This window comes from Holdemanella sp. MSK.7.32, from assembly GCF_024460475.1.
GTDB lineage: Bacteria > Bacillota_I > Bacilli_A > Erysipelotrichales > Erysipelotrichaceae > Holdemanella.
Window position 1 is genome coordinate 1 of sequence record NZ_JANFYN010000001.1, and the last position, 17615, is coordinate 17615.

Here is a 17615-nt window from a genome sequence, read left to right on the forward strand (position 1 = left end):
ATGATGTCAATGAAATCACAGATCCAATCACACCAAATATGCGTGGTATTGATGGATGTAATCCAATGGATGAAACAGTAGAGCTCGCATTAAAAGGCGGTGTTACAACGGTAGCTGCAGGTCCTGGTAGTGCCAACGTTCTTGGTGGAACTTTCTTTGCGTATAAAACTCAAGGAAATTGTATTGATGAAATGACAATTGAGAATCCAATTGCGATGAAAGCAGCCTTTGGTGAAAATCCTAAGCGTTGTTATAAGGATAAGAAAATTGATACGCGTATGCAGATTAGTGCATTACTAAGAGAGACTCTAGCTAAGACTAAAGAATATATGGAGAAAAAAGAAGCTGGAAAAGATGTCGCTTATGATCAAAAACTAGAAGCCATGAATCCAGTTATCAAAAAAGAATTACCATTGAAGTGCCACGCTCATAGAGCCGATGATATTTTAACTGTCATTCGTATTGCGAAAGAATATGACATTGAAGTAACTTTAGATCATGCGACGGATGCAAGATGCATTGTCGAACAGATCAAAGAAAGCGGATATCCATGTATTTGTGGTCCTAGTTTTGGTCATAAGACAAAATTTGAATTGAAATCCAAATCCTTTAAAACGCCTGGCGTATTAAACAAAGCTGGAATCTTAGTTTCCATCACAACTGATTCTCCAGTTATTCCAGAACAATATTTATCTTTATGTGCCGCTTTGGCCGCAAAAGAAGGTATGGATGAATATGAGGCTATCAAAGCCATCACAATCAATCCAGCTAAGATCTTAAAGCTCGATAATCGCGTAGGTTCTATTAAAGCAGGTAAAGATGCTGACTTTATTATTTGTACAAAGAACATTCTAGATACGACAAATGAAATTCAATCCGTTTATATCGATGGAAAGAAGGCTGTGTAATGTTATTTAAGAACGCGACGATTTATACTATGGAAGAAGAACCCTTTATTGGTGATTTTAGAATCGATAAAGGAGTATTTACTGAAATCGGAAAAGATTTAAATCCAAAAGATGAAGAAGTACAAGATTTAAATGGTCTATATGTATTTCCAGGACTTGTCGATGCCCATAGCCATTTAGGTATGGTATGTTCTTCCATTGGATTTGAAGGCGAAGATGGAAATGAAGTCACAGATCCAGTTACACCCAATATTCGTGGCATTGATGGCTGTAATCCAATGGATGAAACAATTAAAGAAGCATTAAAAAGCGGAGTGACTACAGTCGCTGCAGGACCTGGTAGTGCTAATGTCATTGGTGGAACTTTCTTTGCGTATAAAACTGCAGGTAACTGCATTGATGAAATGACAATTCAAAATCCTTTGGCGATGAAAGCCGCATTCGGTGAAAATCCTAAGCGTTGTTATCAAGGAAAGAAAATTGATACGCGTATGCAGATCAGTGCATTACTTAGAGAAACTCTAGCTAAGACTAAAGAGTATATGGAAAAAAAAGAAGCTGGAAAAGAAGTAGATTATGATCAAAAACTAGAAGCGATGATTCCGGTTATTAAAAAGGAAATGCCATTAAAGTGCCATTGTCATAGAGCCGATGATATTTTAACCGTGATTCGTATTGCGAAAGAATATGACATTGAAGTGACATTAGATCATGTAACAGATGGAAGAAGTATTATTCCACAAATTAAAGAGAGTGGCTTTCCATGTATTCTAGGTCCTTGTTTAGGTCATAAATCAAAATATGAAGTTAAAAACATGTCTTTTGAAACGGCCAATGAATTCTATAAAGCCGGTATTCCTTTCTGCATTATCACAGACTCTCCTGTAGTACCCGAACAATACTTATCATTAAGTGCAGCTTTAACCGCAAAAGCTGGTCTTCCAGAATATGAAGCCATTAAGGCCATCACAATCAATCCAGCTAAAATTTTAAAACTGGATGATCGTATTGGTTCTATTAAAATTGGTAAGGATGCAGACTTTGTGATTTGTACAAAGAATATTTTAGATACACAAAATAAAATTAAGACAGTATATGTCAATGGAAAGAAGGAAGCATAATGTTATTTAAGAACGCAACAATTTATACAATGGAACAAGATCCATTTGTAGGTGATTTTAAAATTGATAAAGGTGTATTTACACAAGTAGGAAAAGATTTAACACCAGATGTTGGTGAAGACGTACAAGATCTAAATGGTCTATACGTATTCCCTGGTTTAGTTGAAAGTCATTGCCATCTTGGTATGGAAGAAACAGCTATTCGTTTTGAAGGCGATGATGTCAATGAAATCACAGATCCAATCACACCAAATATGCGTGGTATTGATGGATGTAATCCAATGGATGAAACAGTAGAGCTCGCATTAAAAGGCGGTGTTACAACGGTAGCTGCAGGTCCTGGTAGTGCCAACGTTCTTGGTGGAACTTTCTTTGCGTATAAAACTCAAGGAAATTGTATTGATGAAATGACAATTGAGAATCCAATTGCGATGAAAGCAGCCTTTGGTGAAAATCCTAAGCGTTGTTATAAAGGAAAGAAAATTGATACACGTATGCAAATTAGTGCACTACTTAGAGAGACTCTAGCTAAGACTAAAGAATATATGGAGAAAAAAGAAGCTGGAAAAGATGTCGCTTATGACCAAAAGCTTGAAGCGATGATTCCTGTTGTCAAAAGAGAAATTCCATTAAAGTGCCATTGTCATAGAGCCGATGATATTTTAACGGCTATTCGTATTGCGAAAGAAGAAAATATCAAGATTACATTGGATCACGTTACGGATGCTCGTTGTATCATTCCTCAAATTAAAGAAAGTGGTTTTTCATGTATTTGTGGACCTGCTTTGACTCACAAATCAAAATTTGAGCTTGCGAATATGTCATTTGAAACACCAAACGAACTATATAAAGCTGGTATTTTATTCTCAATCATTACAGACTCTCCTGTAGTGCCTCAACAATACCTTTCTTTAAGTGCTGCTCTAGCCGCTAAAGCTGGCCTTCCTGAATATGAAGCTATTAAAGCCATCACAATCAATCCAGCTAAAATCTTAGGCTTAGACAATCGTGTAGGTTCAATCAAAGAAGGTAAAGACGCTGACTTTGTGATTTGTACAAAGAACATTCTAGATACCACAAATGAAATCAAAGCTGTTTATGTCGACGGAAAGAAGGCCGCTTAATGCTTTTTAAAAATGCCACTATTTATACCATGGAAGAAGAACCCTTTATCGGTGATTTTCGAGTCGATAAAGGTGTATTTACAGAGATTGGAAAGAATTTAGAGCCCAAAGATGAAGATATCCAAGATCTTTCGGGATTCAATGTGTATCCAGGCATGGTAGAAGCTCATTGTCATTTGGGCATGGAAGAAACGGCTATTGGTTTTGAGGGCAATGATTTAAATGAAATCACAGATCCAATCACTCCAAACATGCGTGGCATTGATGGTTGTAATCCAATGGATGAAACTGTACAAACTGCATTAGAAGCAGGAGTCACAACGGTAGCTGCAGGACCTGGTAGTGCCAATGTGATTGGTGGTACATTCTTTGCGTATAAGACAAAAGGAAATTGTATTGATGAAATGACCATTCAAAATCCAATTGCGATGAAGGCCGCCTTCGGCGAAAACCCAAAAAATTGTTACAAAGGAAAAAATATTGATACACGTATGCAGATCAGTGCATTACTGAGAGAAACTCTAGCTAAGACAAAAGAATACATGATGAAAAAAGAAGCAGGCAAAGATGTAGACTATGATCAAAAACTCGAAGCCATGATTCCCGTCATCAAAAAACAGATTCCCTTAAAGTGTCATGCGCATAGAGCCGATGATATGTTAACAGCAATTCGTATCGCAAAAGAATACGATATTGAAATCACCTTAGATCATGCGACAGATTCACAAGCGATTCTAGATCAAATCAAAGAGAGTGGTTTTCCATGTATTTGTGGACCAAGTCTTTGTCATAAAGATAAGTTTGAATGTGCCAACGATTCGTTTGAAACACCAAATAAGATGTATGAAAAAGGAATCTTGTTTGCGATCACAACCGATTCCCCATTCAATCCCCAACAATATCTGCCATTAAATGCTGCACTTGCACATAAGGCAGGACTACCAGAGTTAGAAGCCATCAAGGCCATCACAATCAATCCAGCTAAGATCTTACATTTAGAGAATCGAGTTGGTTCTATTAAACCTGGCAAAGATGCTGACTTTATAATTTGTACAAAAAGTTTGATTGATTTAAATAATACAATAAAAAATGTATATATTAATGGAATAAAAGCTGTCTAAGACAGCTTTTTATATGCTAAAATAATGTGGTTGGAGAATAAAATATGAATATAGTTGAAAAATATGGTGGAACCAGCGTTGGAACAATTGAACAAATTCAGGCTATTGCACTTCATGCCAAACACATGAAAGAACAAGGTCACAATCTAGTCATTGTTGCGAGTGCCATGGGAAAAACCACAAATAAATTAATAGAATTAGCTCATCGTGTCACAAACAATCCAAACAAACGAGAATTGGATTCTTTATTATCTACGGGTGAGCAACAAACAATTACACTTCTTGCGATTGCGATGAATTCAATAGGTTTGGATGCGATCAGTTTAACTGGCTATCAAGCAGGTTTTCTTACTAGTAAACACCATTCTCGTGCTTTGATCAAAGATATTGATACAACTACAATTCAAGCTCATTTAGATCAAGGAAAAGTTGTTGTTGTAGCCGGCTTTCAAGGTGCTACTGAATATGGAGACATCACTACTTTAGGTCGTGGTGGAAGTGATACAACAGCGGTTGCGATTGCCGCAAAACTTGGCTATCAATGCCATATCTTTACCGATGTAGATGGAGTTTATACAATTGACCCGAGATTATATACGCGTGCTAAAAAGCTAAAATTGATTTCTTATGAAGAAATGATGCAGATGGCCTGTTTAGGAGCTGGAGTATTAGAAACTCGAAGCGTCGAACTTGCTAGTAAATATAATGTTCCCCTTTTCTTAGGAAAAGCTTTGGAAACAGATTTAGAGAAAGGAACTTGGATTATGCATAAAGAATTAGAAGATATGCCAATTACAGGTTTAAGTGTAAAAGATGACTATGCGATCATGCGCTTTATGCACTTACCTAATGATGGTGTTTATTTAGGAAAACTATTTAAGATGATTTCCGATTTAAATATCAACCTAGATACAATTTCACAACAATTAGATGATGAAGGCCTTGCCAACTTTACTTTATATTGTTCAGAAGAACAAAGTAATCAAATCATGGAACATGCTTCAAAGGAATATCCTGTTCATCAAATGCTTGGATATATCAAATTGTCTTTAGTAGGGCTTGGTATTTCTACACATTCAGGTATTGCCAGTAAAGTATTAAACATCTTAAGTGAAAATGGCATTAAGTATTATATGATTACTTCTAGTGAAATCTCTATCTCACTAACCATTGAAAAGAAAGATAAAGTTAAAGCCGTTCAAGCACTTGGAAAGGCATTTGATCTATAATGGAACTTCCAGTTAAATTTAAAGAACAAATGAAAGAGCTTTTTCAAGAAGAATATGGAGATTATCTAAACAGTTTTGATCATGATAGATATTATGGCTTAAGAGTCAATACACTAAAGATTTCTGTTGAAGAATTTTTGAAGATTTCCCCCTTTAAACTAAAACCCATCCCTTGGACAAATGATGGCTTCTATTATTCAAGTGAAGATAAACCTAGTAAACACCCCTACTATTATGCAGGCCTTTACTATCTTCAAGAACCCAGTGCTATGTTACCAGCACAAGTTCTTCCTGTAGACGACAATGATATTGTATTAGATACGTGTGCAGCTCCTGGCGGAAAGAGCACAAAGCTTGCGACAAAACTCAATCATACTGGACTTTTAATTTCAAATGATATAAGTTCTTCAAGATGCCAAGGACTCTTAAAGAACATCGAATTATTTGGTTGTGACAATGCTTGGGTTACCAGTGAAGATTTGACAAACATGGAACAACATTATCCTGAAACATTTGATAAGATTCTAGTGGATGCCCCATGTAGTGGTGAGGGCATGTTTCGCAAAGAGCCAGACTTAATTAAAAGTTGGATTGAAAAGGATGATACATTCTATCCGCCGATTCAAAAAAACATTTTGAATGCGGCCATATCCATGTTAAAACCTGGTGGATCTATCGTATATTCCACTTGTACTTTTTCGATTCACGAAAATGAAGAAGTTATTCAAGATGTATTAAACAAACATCCAGACTTACATCTTGCTCCTATTAATAAAATCTATGGTATGATGCCAGGCATAAACATGGAGGAATGCGTTCGTTTATATCCACATAAAATCAAGGGAGAAGGTCACTTTGTAGCTTTACTTGTCAAAGATGGAGAAACAAAACATAAAAAAATAAGACTGGAGCCAAGCGATAAGCTTGATGATTGTGTTACTGATTTTTTAAAACTCATTCATTTAAATAAGGGAACCATTAAAATCAAAAAAGACAAGGTCATCTGGTTAAGCAGTGATTTTCAAGCTTATAAAGGCTATCGCGTACTAAGATCTGGCTTATTATTAGGTCAACTCAAAGGTAAACATTTTGAACCCAGCCAAAGTCTTGCCCTTGCCCTTTGTCCTGAACAATTTAAAAATGTATTAAACTTTTCCATTGAAGATGAGCGCGTTATTAAATACTTAAAAGGTGAAACTCTAGATGTGAAAGATTTGGATTCAAAAACATCTGGATGGATACTTGTTTGCGTAAATAACTTCCCTTTAGGCTTTGCGAAACTTTCTAAAGGCTCATTAAAAAATAAATATGCGAAAGGATGGCGTTATCAATGAGACTTGACAAATATTTATCTCATATGGGATTTGGCACAAGAAACGATGTAAAAAAATTAATAAAAAACGGCTGGGTTACCATTAATGATGAAACCATAAAAAAGGCAGACTATAACGTAAAAGAAAATGATCGTGTTTGTGTGGATGATGAACCCGTAAGCTATGTAGAATACGAATACTATATTTTAAATAAGCCTCAAGGCTATGTGAGCGCCACTGAAGATATGGTCTATCCTACAGTCATGGAACTTGTCCAAAGCCAAAGACACGATTTGTATCCAGTGGGAAGACTTGACGTAGATACAGAAGGCTTGTTACTCATCAGCAACGATGGTAAATTAACGCATGAAGTATTATCTCCTAAAAAACATGTAGATAAAAAATATTATGTTGAATTTGATGGGACTTTACCAGAAAATGCCGTAGACTTCTTTAATCAGCCTATGGAATTTGAAGAGTTTACTTCAGCCCCTTCAAAACTAGAAATATTAGATACAAATAAAGCCTATCTAACGATTCATGAAGGAAAATTCCATCAAGTCAAAAGAATGTTTGAAAAGGCAAATTGCACTGTTACCTATCTTCAACGCATTGAATTTGGTCCTTTAAAACTCAATGATTTACCATTAGGTGAATTTAGAGCATTAACCCAAGAAGAATTAGATGCCTTAAAAAGCTAAGTAAAGGGACTGTAACGAGTAAGTGAATTTTATCGCTTACGGAGTTCAGCTTCTCTCTTTTTTATACAAAAATTCCCATTTTTCGTACACGGGAACATGTTCTAAACACGAAATTGGGCTGATTCTTATTTTAATCTAACATAAAATGTAGATTTCCCTCTGCCTTCCCTGCGAAGTTCTCCTTCTGCTACAAGCTTACGAAGTGACCCTTCTATAGAACTCACACTGAGTGCCGGGCATAGTTCTCGAATATCTTGCTTCTCAGGAATTTCTGAATCCCACTTTTCTTCTTTAATTTTTGAATAGTTAAACGGTCTCATTATTTAAACACCTGTCTTTCATTTTTCCCTTAAAGTATCTTGTTTCCCTTAAAATATAATCAGAAATAAGGGAAAATCAAGATATTTAAGATTATTTTCCCTTAAATTCATTCGTTTTTTGTGGGATAAATAATATTTTATGCGATTTGCAGGGATATATTCACATTTCATTTAATTTGTTTTCCCATCAGTCGCATTTGTTGCAAATTTTGCAACAAATGAATCCCGCTGTAATTCACTCTTTCTGTAAATATACTTTTTATATGTCTGGAAATAGTTGATTTATCCCTATCTATTTTTTATATATTCAAAAAAGTAAAATGACAACCATTCAGGTTGCCACTTTTTTAACTTCTTACATATGCCTTTAATACTTTCACTTCATCACAATCATAAGGCTTGATCGTATACTCGTTTATACTTGCAGGAATAATAAATGTTTCTGCATAATGCACAATGAAAGGTTCAAAATCCCCTTCAATTACTGCACTCTTTCCATCCACTAAATTCAACATATTCATTGTTCCATGTGTTTGATGATATGAACTGTTTTTTATTGTATATCTTCTAGTTTCAATGAATTCTAATTCATGAAGACCCGTATGTTCAATCTTGCAATCGTTTCCCTCTTCTTTTACTTCATACGTCGCATTGACCAAGTTTTCTTTAACCCATTTTGTAGTACGATCCCATTGAATGACTTGTTTTCCATGTTCAATATGAATAGGTCGAGGAAGTCCATCTAAGCCCAGTCTTTGCCAATCCCACAATTTAAACGTAAAAATATATGGTGTTGCACTAATTTCTAATACCATCGCATTCTTTCCCGAACAATGACAAGTTCCTGCAGGAATCAAGAAGTGATCATGTTTCTTTGCCGGAAACTTATTAATATACTTATCGGCATCAAATACAATTTCTCCTTTTTGTGCTGACTCTAAATCTGAAATCATTTCAGTTGGTTGAATACCATCTTTTAGGCCTAAATAAACAACGGCATCTTCTTTGGCATCTAAAATATAATAACTTTCATCTTGTGTGTAGCTCATCCCAAAATTCTTTTTAATATATTCCGTTAATGGGTGTACCTGCAAAGATAGATTTTGTCCTTCCATCGTATCTAGAAAGTCAAAGCGAATTGGAAATTCTGCCCCAAAACGAGAATAAACTTGTTCTCCCAATAATTCTTTTGGTTGATACAACACTAGATCCATAGCTGGAAGCTCTACAGTAACTCCATCATAGTCAAATAAAATGCTGTTTTCTTCTGGCACACCATCAAAACTCCATGCATAATTTGGCTGATTCACATCTAAGTTACAAACTTCCTTCATCCATTGACCACCCCAAACGCCTGGATCAAAATATGGTACTGTACGAAATGGTTTTTGAGCTAATTGTTTTAAACTTTCTGTAAATGTATACCTTGAAATCATCTTTGGATCCTTCGATTTATTTGTATCCACCACATAATCAAAGCATTCAAAGCATTTTTCTTTGTGCTTATCTGCTATACGCCATTCAATAAAATAGCCACGCTTATATTTTTTTAAGATATCTTCATCATAATTATCTACATTATAGTTTGCCATCCCTTTACGATAACGTAGTTGAATTTCCCATCTAGCCATATCAAAGTAGACATACACATCACCATGACTTACTAAACCAGCACCCACTCCATATACAATGACTGATTCTTTCTGTTCTTTAATTTTGTTTTGAGCTTCTTCTAGCTTATCTTCATCTATAAAATCTACAAGATTGCCATAATACATCTTGCCAAACACACGATCATCACTAAGATTGTATTTCATTTGTTCGGTCATGATTTTGCCATCTTTAAAGATATCATGCATGTTGATTTCCAAAGAAAAATTGAAGCGTTTGATCAATTCATAGACTTTCTCTTCATCTACACCCGGATAATAATCAAAGACAACAACACTGCCATTATTCATTTTACGATTTAATTCATGATAGATTTCATCATATCCATGAAACGCTTTATGATTCTTTATTGTTGTTTTAGGGAAACGATCATATTCCGATTTAAAATTTAAATAACTCATTCTTCCTCCACTTTCAATTCACCATTTTCCTTATACACTCTTACTGTAAAAGGATGCTCTTCTACACGCTTATAATCATGACCCGCATGACTTGGCCACATACATTGCACTTTGAATTCCGTATTACCTGTATTCACAAGGCGATGTGCCAAATGCCCATCAATATAGTGTACACTTCCACATTTTACTTTTTCAGCATAACAATGATAATTTTCATCCATCAATAAAAGAAGACCTTCACCACCCATGCCACAATAGATTTCATCACAATTTAAATCTTCATGAAAATGCCCACGCGTTACATTACATTCGCCATTCACACATACTGGCTGCATCACAGTCAATCCATAACACAAGCCATCATGTTCAGAGGAGTATACTTCATACATAATTTGATCATCTGAAATATTTGGATCCACATCTTTATAGAATGTTTTAGCATTCGAATACAATTTTGTACTCTTCTTAACATCCTCACCTTCAATTACACCATTTAAATAATCATGAAATACTTTTGCGTCTTTAATTTCCATAATTGCCTCCTATTTAATTGTTATAACATTCAATTTTATTATAGAACTATTGTTATAACATTTCAATATAAAGACAACCACAATATTTATAAACCATAGAAAAAGGTCCAAAACAGCTCTATTAAAAACTATTTGGACTCATTTTAATCATTCAAAATTATAGCTATATATAAATCACGAAAAAGATTCATTACATATACGAATACTTTCAATCACCTTTATCTTTTACTTCTATTAAAGTTCACTCCCTATTTACGTGCAAATCACGTATTTTAGTAATGTACAATAAAATGGATCTGGTCTAGTGACCAAATCCATTTTTTGCCTTTTGAATACGCAACGTTTTGCCTTTAATTGTCTTTAAATTCTTTAATACAAGTTTTCCCTTATCATTTAAGATATCCACATACGATTGATGATCCTGCACTTGAATCACACCAATATCATCGACCGTAACACCATCAATTTCGCAGATAGCCCCTACAATATCGCCGGGACGAATCTTCTTGTTTTTTCCCCCATTCAAATAGATTTTAGTGATACCTTTTCTTAAATCTTTTGATTTATCGACCACCATACGATTGGATTCTTTTAATGAATCTAAAACATCTAAATCACTTAAATAGACTTCACCCTCTTCTTTAAATGGCAAATTATAACCTAGATATTCTTCTAGTTTTTCTTTTCGAACTCCATCATATTCATTCACTAAACTTATAGCTAAGCCTTGTTCATCAACTCTACCGCTACGACCAATACGATGTGTATATGTTTCAACGGGACTTGGCATATCATAGTTAATGATCATCTCCACTTTAAAAACATCGATTCCTCGACTTGCGACATCGGTACAAACTAAAATACGCACCTTTCCTTTTTTAAAGCGTCGCATATGCGATAGTCGCTCTTCTTGCATCATACCACCGTGAATCTTATCGACACTGACTTGATTCTTTTCTAAACATTCATAGACTTCATCCACTCTTGCCTGTGTCTTACAAAAGATCATGCAGGATTCTGGTTTCTTTAATGCCAATAAATGAAGAAGGAACAATTCTTTGTGTTCTTCATTGACGTGATAGGCTTCTTCTAGAATATTTGGCTTATTTGTACTCGTTAGATCAATTTTAGCTGGTTTATATAAATATTTCTTACTCATTCTTTGAATCACTGCAGGATAGGTTGCACTAAATAAACAAGTTACGTGTTTTTTGGGCATATATTTTAAAATAGCCTGTACTTCATCTAAAAAGTTCATATTCAACATTTCATCCGCTTCATCCAAAACTACATATTTAATTTTTGAAGGATCAAGTGTTTGTTGTTGAAGATGATCTAAAACTCTTCCTGGCGTACCAATCACAACATGGCATCTTTGTTTCAAATCTTCCTTTTGAAACTTAAATGGCTGCTTACCAAATATAGGCAGTGTCTTGATTTTTTTAAAGGTTCCAATACGATCAAAATCCTGTTGAATCTGTAAAGCTAGTTCTCGAGTCGGTGTTAATACCAATGCTTGTGGGCTTCTTTCATCAATTTCTAGATTTTGAATTATAGGAATCGCAAAAGATGCTGTTTTTCCACTTCCCGTTCTTGATTTGACAATACAATCCGTTCCCGAAAGAATATTGGGAATGACTTTTTCTTGTACGGGTAATGGTTTTTCATATCCTAATGTATGTAAAGCTTGTATAATATTTTTATCTAAATTCATTTGTTCAAATGTCATTTTATCACCCACAAGATTATACCATGTTAATAATATTTAACAGAAACAAAATATATTATAAGCTACAATAGAATCATGAAATATAAAACTTTATTGATGAAACAAATCGATCGACATACATATCAATATAGTATGAATGCGCCTTTAGATAACTTGAGTTCTATTCTTTCTTTTGATGAAGAAATATTAAAAGCAAACTATGGCAATGAATTGGAATACGCCTTAAATTGTGCAAAACGAAGAGAAGTCTTAAAAGATGGATTTCTTTTAGAGCCAAAAGACAATATGACACTTCAAGAGTGGGCTCCCTTTTTAGCTTTATCTTTAGTTTTACAATACTATAAATCATTTAGAAATCTACCCCCTATATTAATGAGTGTAGATAAAGAAATGCAGAAAAAATATAGTCAGGAGGAATTAATTCGAAACTTATTTCAATAAGTTTCATTTTTTTATGTAATAATTTTCACAATAGAGTATAATCAAAATGAGGTGAACTATTATGAACATGACAACATTGAACACGCCACTTCCTGAAGATTTAATGAAATTAAAATGGAATGGGCAATTTAAATTGATGCAGGAGATGATTGATTTACGTCTTAAAAAAGATATTCCTGCCAAACTAAAGGAGCGTTTAGAATTAGAAAAAGAATTGATTTCTCGTCTTCCTGAAGATTTTACGTATTCAAAAGAAGATGCGATTGAACTATTAAAGTCTAAAATTTCCGATTTTAAAGATGAAGAATTTGATGAATTATTCAAAGACAATGCGTTTGAATGGATCTTCATTGAGGGAAAAATGTATTTAAAAGACAATTTTTTTGAAAACCTAATTAAAGTGCGTAAAGTTTATAAAGATCGTTTAATTGAAAAAGATGGTGCTGCAAGTACTTTATTAGATGATGTAATGCATAAAATGAAAGAAGAAAAGGATGTTTACTGCAAGATTCATGTCAAGACAAGCTTAAAGGTGGATCCTGCATTTGAAAAGCCTGGAAAAACGATTCGTGTATGGCTTCCTATTCCAAAAGAATATGCGCAGGTTGAAGATTTTAAATTATTAAATACATCCCATGAAGGTCTAGTTAATGATAACAGTGTGGATCAAAGATGTGTTTATATTGAAAAACCATACGAAAAAGGTGAAGAATTCAGTGTAGAATATGAATTCATCAATCACATGCACTATGAAGAATTGGATCCTAGTATTGTGACGAATGAACATCCAGATACTTGTCTTGAAGAATATGCGCCACACGTTGTATTTACAGATTATTTAAAAGATGTAGTTAAAGAAATCATTGGTGAAGAAACAAATCCATTATTAAAGGCTAAATTGATTTATGACTATATCACAAGTCATGTCACATATTCGTATGTACGTGCTTATGCGACTTTACCTTGTATTCCAGAATATGTCACAACTGGATTGAAAGGGGATTGCGGTTTACAAGCATTGACATTTATTACTCTATGTCGTATTGCGGGCATTCCTGCCACTTGGCAAGCTGGACTTTATACTACACCAGAAACAATTGGCAATCATGACTGGGCACGATTCTATGTAGCTCCATATGGATGGTTATATGCAGATTGTTCATTTGGTGGAGGATCCTATCGTGCTGGAAACTTAGAAAGAAGAGATTTCTATTTTGGATATCTAGATCCATTTAGAACTCCATGTTCATCTAAATTCCAAGGTGATTTTGTGCCAGCTAAAAACTTCTTGCCAAACGATCCATATGACAACCAAAATGGTGAAATGGAATATGTAGATGAAGCTATTCCAAGAAAATACATTATTAAAGAGACAAAGAATATCGAAATTGCCCTTATGGAGGATAAAAATGCGTAGACCTATTATCGGTCTAACGTGTAATGAATTGGATAAAGAGAATTTACCTAAACAATTTATCAATGAAGCCTATATTCATAGTGTTATTCGTGCAGGTGGTTGTCCGATGATTCTTCCTATCACAAATGACTATGATACAATTCAAACTCAAGTTAATATATTAGATGGATTGATTGTGACAGGTGGAATTGATGTGAATCCTATGATTTATAATGAAAATCCAGAACCTTTACAAGGTAATTCAAGCTTAGATCGTGATTATTATGAAATGCGAGTATTAAAATATGCCAATGAAAAACAGATTCCTATTTTTGGAATCTGCCGTGGCATTCAGATGTTGAATGTCTATTTTAAAGGATCTTTGTATCAAGATTTATCGTATTGTAAAAGAAATGTCATTAAACATGCGCAACAAGAAAAAAGAGAAAATCCAAGTCATAAGATCCATATTGAAAAGGATAGCTTTTTATATCCTAGCTTAAGTGATGAAGCTTATGTGAATAGTTTTCATCATCAGGCCATCAAAGATTTAGCACCAAACTTTAAAGTTGTAGCTAAAGCTCCAGATGGCATCATTGAAGCCATTGAACATGAGTCATTACCAATTTATGCCGTACAATTCCATCCAGAAGCGTTGTCCCATAAATATGGTGAGATGCAAGATATATTCAATGTCTTTGTTAAAAAATGTGAGGTGAAATAATGCGTATTCAAGAAAACTTAGAAAAATCAAAATATGAAGCAGATGGAAGCATTCAAATTCAAGGAACAACCATTCCTTATCATACAATTTGTGAAGATCATTTCTTCGTAGATGAAGAAAACAATCCGGTCGCATCTATCTTTAGTTATGCCTATTTTCGAAGTGATGTTCAAGACAATTCTAAACGACCTATTCTATTTATTTATAATGGAGGTCCAGGATGTGCAAGTCTTTGGCTTCACATGGGATTATTTGGTCCTAGAATTGTAAAATTAGATGATGAACTAAATCTTCCAACTGTTCCTCCTTTTGAACTAGAAGACAATCCTCATTGTTTATTAGACTTATGTGATTTAGTCTTTATTGATCCAGTAGGAACAGGTTTAGGTCGTTTGATTCAGGAAAAGGCAAGAAAAGAATTTTATGAAACGCATGGCGATGTTCGAAGTGTTTCTAAATTCATTGAACAATTCTTAGCTCATTACAACCGAAGAAATTCACCAGTATTACTTGCGGGTGAAAGCTATGGTACAGCTAGAAGTGCCCTACTTGCAGGAGAGTTGATGGGTGCAGGTCCTGAAAAGGCCGATACGATGGGCATTAGTGTCAGTGGTATCTTCTTACTTGGAAGTTATTTTATTGAAAAGCTTCCGGTTGAAGCAAGTGCAACAGACTTAATCACAATGGCTGCCACAAATTATTTCCATAATCCAAAGGAAAATATTTCACAAAAAGACTTTATTGATGAAGCCTTTACATTCGCATCCACTGAATATGTCACAGCCTTATTTTTAGGGGATGCCTGTCCTAATAAAGAAGAAATTGCGGATAAACTAGCTTACTATTCTGGTATTGATAAAACATATTGGTTAAGACACCATTTACATATGGATATGCAAAAAGGCTTTGCGCATAAATTATTAGAAGATAAGGGCTTAGCTTTAGGATTCTATGACGGGCGCTATACATGGAATGATGATCCAGAAATCATGGAAGCCAATGTCATTGCGGATGACCCAGCTATGGGACAATATACACCTGCTTTCCAGACTGCCTATGGATTGATGCGTCAAGAATTGAATATCACAAGTGATCGTATCTCAAAAGGTTTAGTCTTTGATGTAAATATGACATGGAATCGTGAATTCAAAACGAGTCCTGCCCAATCCTTAGCTGGATGTATGCGAAGAAACAAACAGATGAAAGTCTTCTTTGCCTCAGGTCTATATGATCTTTGTACAACGGCTGGAAATGCCAGATATTTGGCAACCCATTCCAACCTAGATCAAAATCGAGTTACAATTGGTGAATATCCAAGTGGTCATATGGCTTATCTTGGTAAAGAAAGCTTTGATCTATTAGCCAAGGACATGCGTGCATTCTTTGAAAGCTGTATTTAACACAAAAACCGTCAAGCGACGGTTTCTTTTTTTATTTATACTTCTTCAACATTTCTAGCTTAAGATTCAATAACTTTTCACTTAAGTCTACATAATATTCTTGTGGATATACAAAACGTTTGATTTCATCCCAAATTGTAGCTAGTTCTTTTTCACTATATGCACGAATTTCTTCTAGGCTTGGAAGATCATATACTAGCTTACCATCTTTAAAGATTGGCACTAACATATCGCGTACTGTATATGTATTGGCAGGAATCACTTTGTATTTCCAACGTGACATTGGATGATAGATTGTTAGATCTTGCGTTGTATCAATCACTTCATCTTCTAATGTCAATAAATCGGCAATAGCCATACCTGTTTCTTTGTCCATGATACGATTCAAATTCTTCATACCTGGATTTGTCACTTTTTCAACATTGTCACTAATTTTGATTTTTGGAATCATATGGCCATCTTTTTCAAGCGCCACCATTTTATAAACACCACCAAATACTGGCGAATTTTTTGAACAAATCAAGTTTTCACCAACCCCAAACGAATCAATTTTAGCGCCTTGTTGATGAATCAAAGATTCAATGACGTATTCATCTAATGAATTGGATACAACAATCTTACAATCTTTCATTCCTGCTTCATCTAACATTTTACGAACTTTTTTAGAAAGATATGCCATATCTCCACTATCAATACGAACACCTTTTAAGCGGTATCCATTTGGTTCTAAATAATCCTTAGCTACTTTAATCGCATTCACAATACCTGATTTTAAAGTAGAATATGTATCAATCAATAAAGTACATGCGTCTGGATATGTTTTGGCATAATACATAAATGCATCATATTCGGTATCAAAGCTTTGAATAAATGAGTGAGCCATTGTACCAAGTACAGGTACACCAAACTCTTTTCCTGAATACGTAGTGGCACTTCCTGCACAACCTGCAATATAAGCTGCTCTAGCTCCTAGAATAGCTGCATCAAAGTTATGAGCACGGCGTGCACCAAATTCCATAACCGCTCTACCTTCACTAGCTTGTACAATACGACGTGATTTTGTCGCAATCAAAGTCTGGTGATTGATAGCCAAAAGTAATGCCGTTTCTACAAGTTGCGCTTCAATAATTGGCGCTTTTACACGAACCAATGGTTCATGAGGAAATACAGGTGTTCCTTCTGGAATCGCATAAATATCTCCAGTAAAACGAATGGTTGATAGATATTCTAGAAAATCTTCACTAAATTGGTTTAATGAGCGCAAATAATCAATATCTTCTTTTTCAAAATGTAAATTAGAAACATAGTCTACAACTTGTTCCAAACCTGCAAATACACAATATCCCCCGTCATCCGGATTTTTACGATAGAATAAGTCAAATACGACTTCTTTGTCTTTATTATCATTAAAATAACATTGACTCATTGTTAGTTCATAAAAGTCCATGACTAAACTTAAATTTCTCTTATCTTTCATTTTATA

16 protein-coding genes are annotated in these 17615 nt (G+C 34.6%); 11 read left to right on the forward strand and 5 right to left on the reverse strand.

Annotation, left to right across the window (positions count from 1 at the left end):
* The 7 genes from NE544_RS00005 to NE544_RS00035 all read left to right on the forward strand — a co-directional run.
* Positions 1–908, forward strand: a 908-nt coding sequence (locus NE544_RS00005) for an amidohydrolase family protein (protein WP_256267883.1), incomplete at its 5' end; no start/stop codon positions are given.
* Positions 908–2029: an amidohydrolase gene (locus tag NE544_RS00010; RefSeq protein WP_256267884.1), complete on the forward strand. Its 1122-nt coding sequence runs from the start codon at positions 908–910 to the stop codon at positions 2027–2029. The genes NE544_RS00005 and NE544_RS00010, both read left to right, overlap by 1 nt.
* The gene (locus NE544_RS00015; protein WP_256267885.1) at positions 2029–3153 is read left to right on the forward strand and encodes an amidohydrolase; all 1125 of its coding nucleotides are present in this window, start codon (positions 2029–2031) and stop codon (positions 3151–3153) included. Before NE544_RS00010 ends, NE544_RS00015 begins: the two co-directional genes overlap by 1 nt.
* Entirely contained in the window at positions 3153–4274 is a 1122-nt protein-coding gene (locus NE544_RS00020) for an amidohydrolase (protein WP_256267886.1), read from the forward strand. Before NE544_RS00015 ends, NE544_RS00020 begins: the two co-directional genes overlap by 1 nt.
* Positions 4275–4318: 44 nt before the next feature.
* Positions 4319–5503, forward strand: a complete 1185-nt coding sequence (locus NE544_RS00025; RefSeq protein WP_256267887.1) for an aspartate kinase — start codon at positions 4319–4321, stop codon at positions 5501–5503.
* Positions 5503–6837, forward strand: coding sequence for an RsmF rRNA methyltransferase first C-terminal domain-containing protein (locus NE544_RS00030; protein WP_256267888.1), 1335 nt, complete (start codon positions 5503–5505; stop codon positions 6835–6837). Before NE544_RS00025 ends, NE544_RS00030 begins: the two co-directional genes overlap by 1 nt.
* A complete protein-coding gene (locus tag NE544_RS00035; RefSeq protein WP_256267889.1) occupies positions 6834–7517 on the forward strand; it encodes a pseudouridine synthase in 684 nt (227 codons plus the stop codon). The genes NE544_RS00030 and NE544_RS00035 overlap by 4 nt, the downstream gene beginning before the upstream one ends.
* A 125-nt stretch (positions 7518–7642) precedes the next feature.
* Here NE544_RS00035 and NE544_RS00040 read toward each other — a convergent pair whose 3' ends face one another.
* The 4 genes from NE544_RS00040 to NE544_RS00055 form a co-directional block, all read right to left on the reverse strand.
* Positions 7643–7837 (reverse strand): hypothetical protein, encoded by a 195-nt coding sequence (locus NE544_RS00040; protein WP_256267890.1) that lies wholly within the window; start codon positions 7835–7837, stop codon positions 7643–7645.
* A 347-nt stretch (positions 7838–8184) separates the two neighbouring features.
* On the reverse strand, positions 8185–9909 hold the full coding sequence (locus NE544_RS00045; RefSeq protein ID WP_256267891.1) for a class I mannose-6-phosphate isomerase: 1725 nt from the start codon (positions 9907–9909) through the stop codon (positions 8185–8187).
* Positions 9906–10442, reverse strand: coding sequence for a glucose-6-phosphate isomerase family protein (locus NE544_RS00050; protein WP_256267892.1), 537 nt, complete (start codon positions 10440–10442; stop codon positions 9906–9908). Before NE544_RS00050 ends, NE544_RS00045 begins: the two co-directional genes overlap by 4 nt.
* A gap of 301 nt (positions 10443–10743) precedes the next feature.
* Positions 10744–12171 (reverse strand): DEAD/DEAH box helicase, encoded by a 1428-nt coding sequence (locus NE544_RS00055; RefSeq protein ID WP_256267893.1) that lies wholly within the window; start codon positions 12169–12171, stop codon positions 10744–10746.
* A gap of 75 nt (positions 12172–12246) precedes the next feature.
* On the opposite strand from NE544_RS00055, the gene NE544_RS00060 reads away from it, so the two are divergent.
* From NE544_RS00060 to NE544_RS00075, 4 genes are all read left to right on the forward strand, one after another.
* Positions 12247–12612: a hypothetical protein gene (locus tag NE544_RS00060; protein ID WP_256267894.1), complete on the forward strand. Its 366-nt coding sequence runs from the start codon at positions 12247–12249 to the stop codon at positions 12610–12612.
* A gap of 61 nt (positions 12613–12673) precedes the next feature.
* Complete coding sequence (locus NE544_RS00065) at positions 12674–14029, forward strand: transglutaminase-like domain-containing protein (protein WP_256267895.1); 1356 nt, start codon at positions 12674–12676, stop codon at positions 14027–14029.
* A complete protein-coding gene (locus tag NE544_RS00070; protein WP_256267896.1) occupies positions 14022–14732 on the forward strand; it encodes a gamma-glutamyl-gamma-aminobutyrate hydrolase family protein in 711 nt (236 codons plus the stop codon). Before NE544_RS00065 ends, NE544_RS00070 begins: the two co-directional genes overlap by 8 nt.
* Positions 14732–16132 (forward strand): S10 family peptidase, encoded by a 1401-nt coding sequence (locus tag NE544_RS00075; RefSeq protein ID WP_256267897.1) that lies wholly within the window; start codon positions 14732–14734, stop codon positions 16130–16132. Before NE544_RS00070 ends, NE544_RS00075 begins: the two co-directional genes overlap by 1 nt.
* Before the next feature lie 31 nt (positions 16133–16163).
* On the opposite strand, the gene NE544_RS00080 is transcribed toward NE544_RS00075, so the two are convergent.
* A complete protein-coding gene (locus NE544_RS00080) occupies positions 16164–17609 on the reverse strand; it encodes a nicotinate phosphoribosyltransferase (protein ID WP_227991004.1) in 1446 nt (481 codons plus the stop codon).
* Between the last annotated feature and the right edge of the window lie 6 nt (positions 17610–17615).

Excerpts from the sequence above, each read along its gene's own strand:
- NE544_RS00010 (WP_256267884.1), top strand. The coding sequence starts at position 908 with ATGTTATTTAAGAACGCGACGATTTATACTATGGAAGAAGAACCCTTT.
- NE544_RS00015 (WP_256267885.1), top strand. The coding sequence starts at position 2,029 with ATGTTATTTAAGAACGCAACAATTTATACAATGGAACAAGATCCATTT.
- NE544_RS00020 (WP_256267886.1), top strand. The coding sequence starts at position 3,153 with ATGCTTTTTAAAAATGCCACTATTTATACCATGGAAGAAGAACCCTTT.
- NE544_RS00025 (WP_256267887.1), top strand. The coding sequence starts at position 4,319 with ATGAATATAGTTGAAAAATATGGTGGAACCAGCGTTGGAACAATTGAA.
- NE544_RS00030 (WP_256267888.1), top strand. The coding sequence starts at position 5,503 with ATGGAACTTCCAGTTAAATTTAAAGAACAAATGAAAGAGCTTTTTCAA.
- NE544_RS00035 (WP_256267889.1), top strand. The coding sequence starts at position 6,834 with ATGAGACTTGACAAATATTTATCTCATATGGGATTTGGCACAAGAAAC.
- NE544_RS00040 (WP_256267890.1), bottom strand. The coding sequence starts at position 7,837 with ATGAGACCGTTTAACTATTCAAAAATTAAAGAAGAAAAGTGGGATTCA.
- NE544_RS00045 (WP_256267891.1), bottom strand. The coding sequence starts at position 9,909 with ATGAGTTATTTAAATTTTAAATCGGAATATGATCGTTTCCCTAAAACA.
- NE544_RS00050 (WP_256267892.1), bottom strand. The coding sequence starts at position 10,442 with ATGGAAATTAAAGACGCAAAAGTATTTCATGATTATTTAAATGGTGTA.
- NE544_RS00055 (WP_256267893.1), bottom strand. The coding sequence starts at position 12,171 with ATGACATTTGAACAAATGAATTTAGATAAAAATATTATACAAGCTTTA.
- NE544_RS00060 (WP_256267894.1), top strand. The coding sequence starts at position 12,247 with ATGAAATATAAAACTTTATTGATGAAACAAATCGATCGACATACATAT.
- NE544_RS00065 (WP_256267895.1), top strand. The coding sequence starts at position 12,674 with ATGAACATGACAACATTGAACACGCCACTTCCTGAAGATTTAATGAAA.
- NE544_RS00070 (WP_256267896.1), top strand. The coding sequence starts at position 14,022 with ATGCGTAGACCTATTATCGGTCTAACGTGTAATGAATTGGATAAAGAG.
- NE544_RS00075 (WP_256267897.1), top strand. The coding sequence starts at position 14,732 with ATGCGTATTCAAGAAAACTTAGAAAAATCAAAATATGAAGCAGATGGA.
- NE544_RS00080 (WP_227991004.1), bottom strand. The coding sequence starts at position 17,609 with ATGAAAGATAAGAGAAATTTAAGTTTAGTCATGGACTTTTATGAACTA.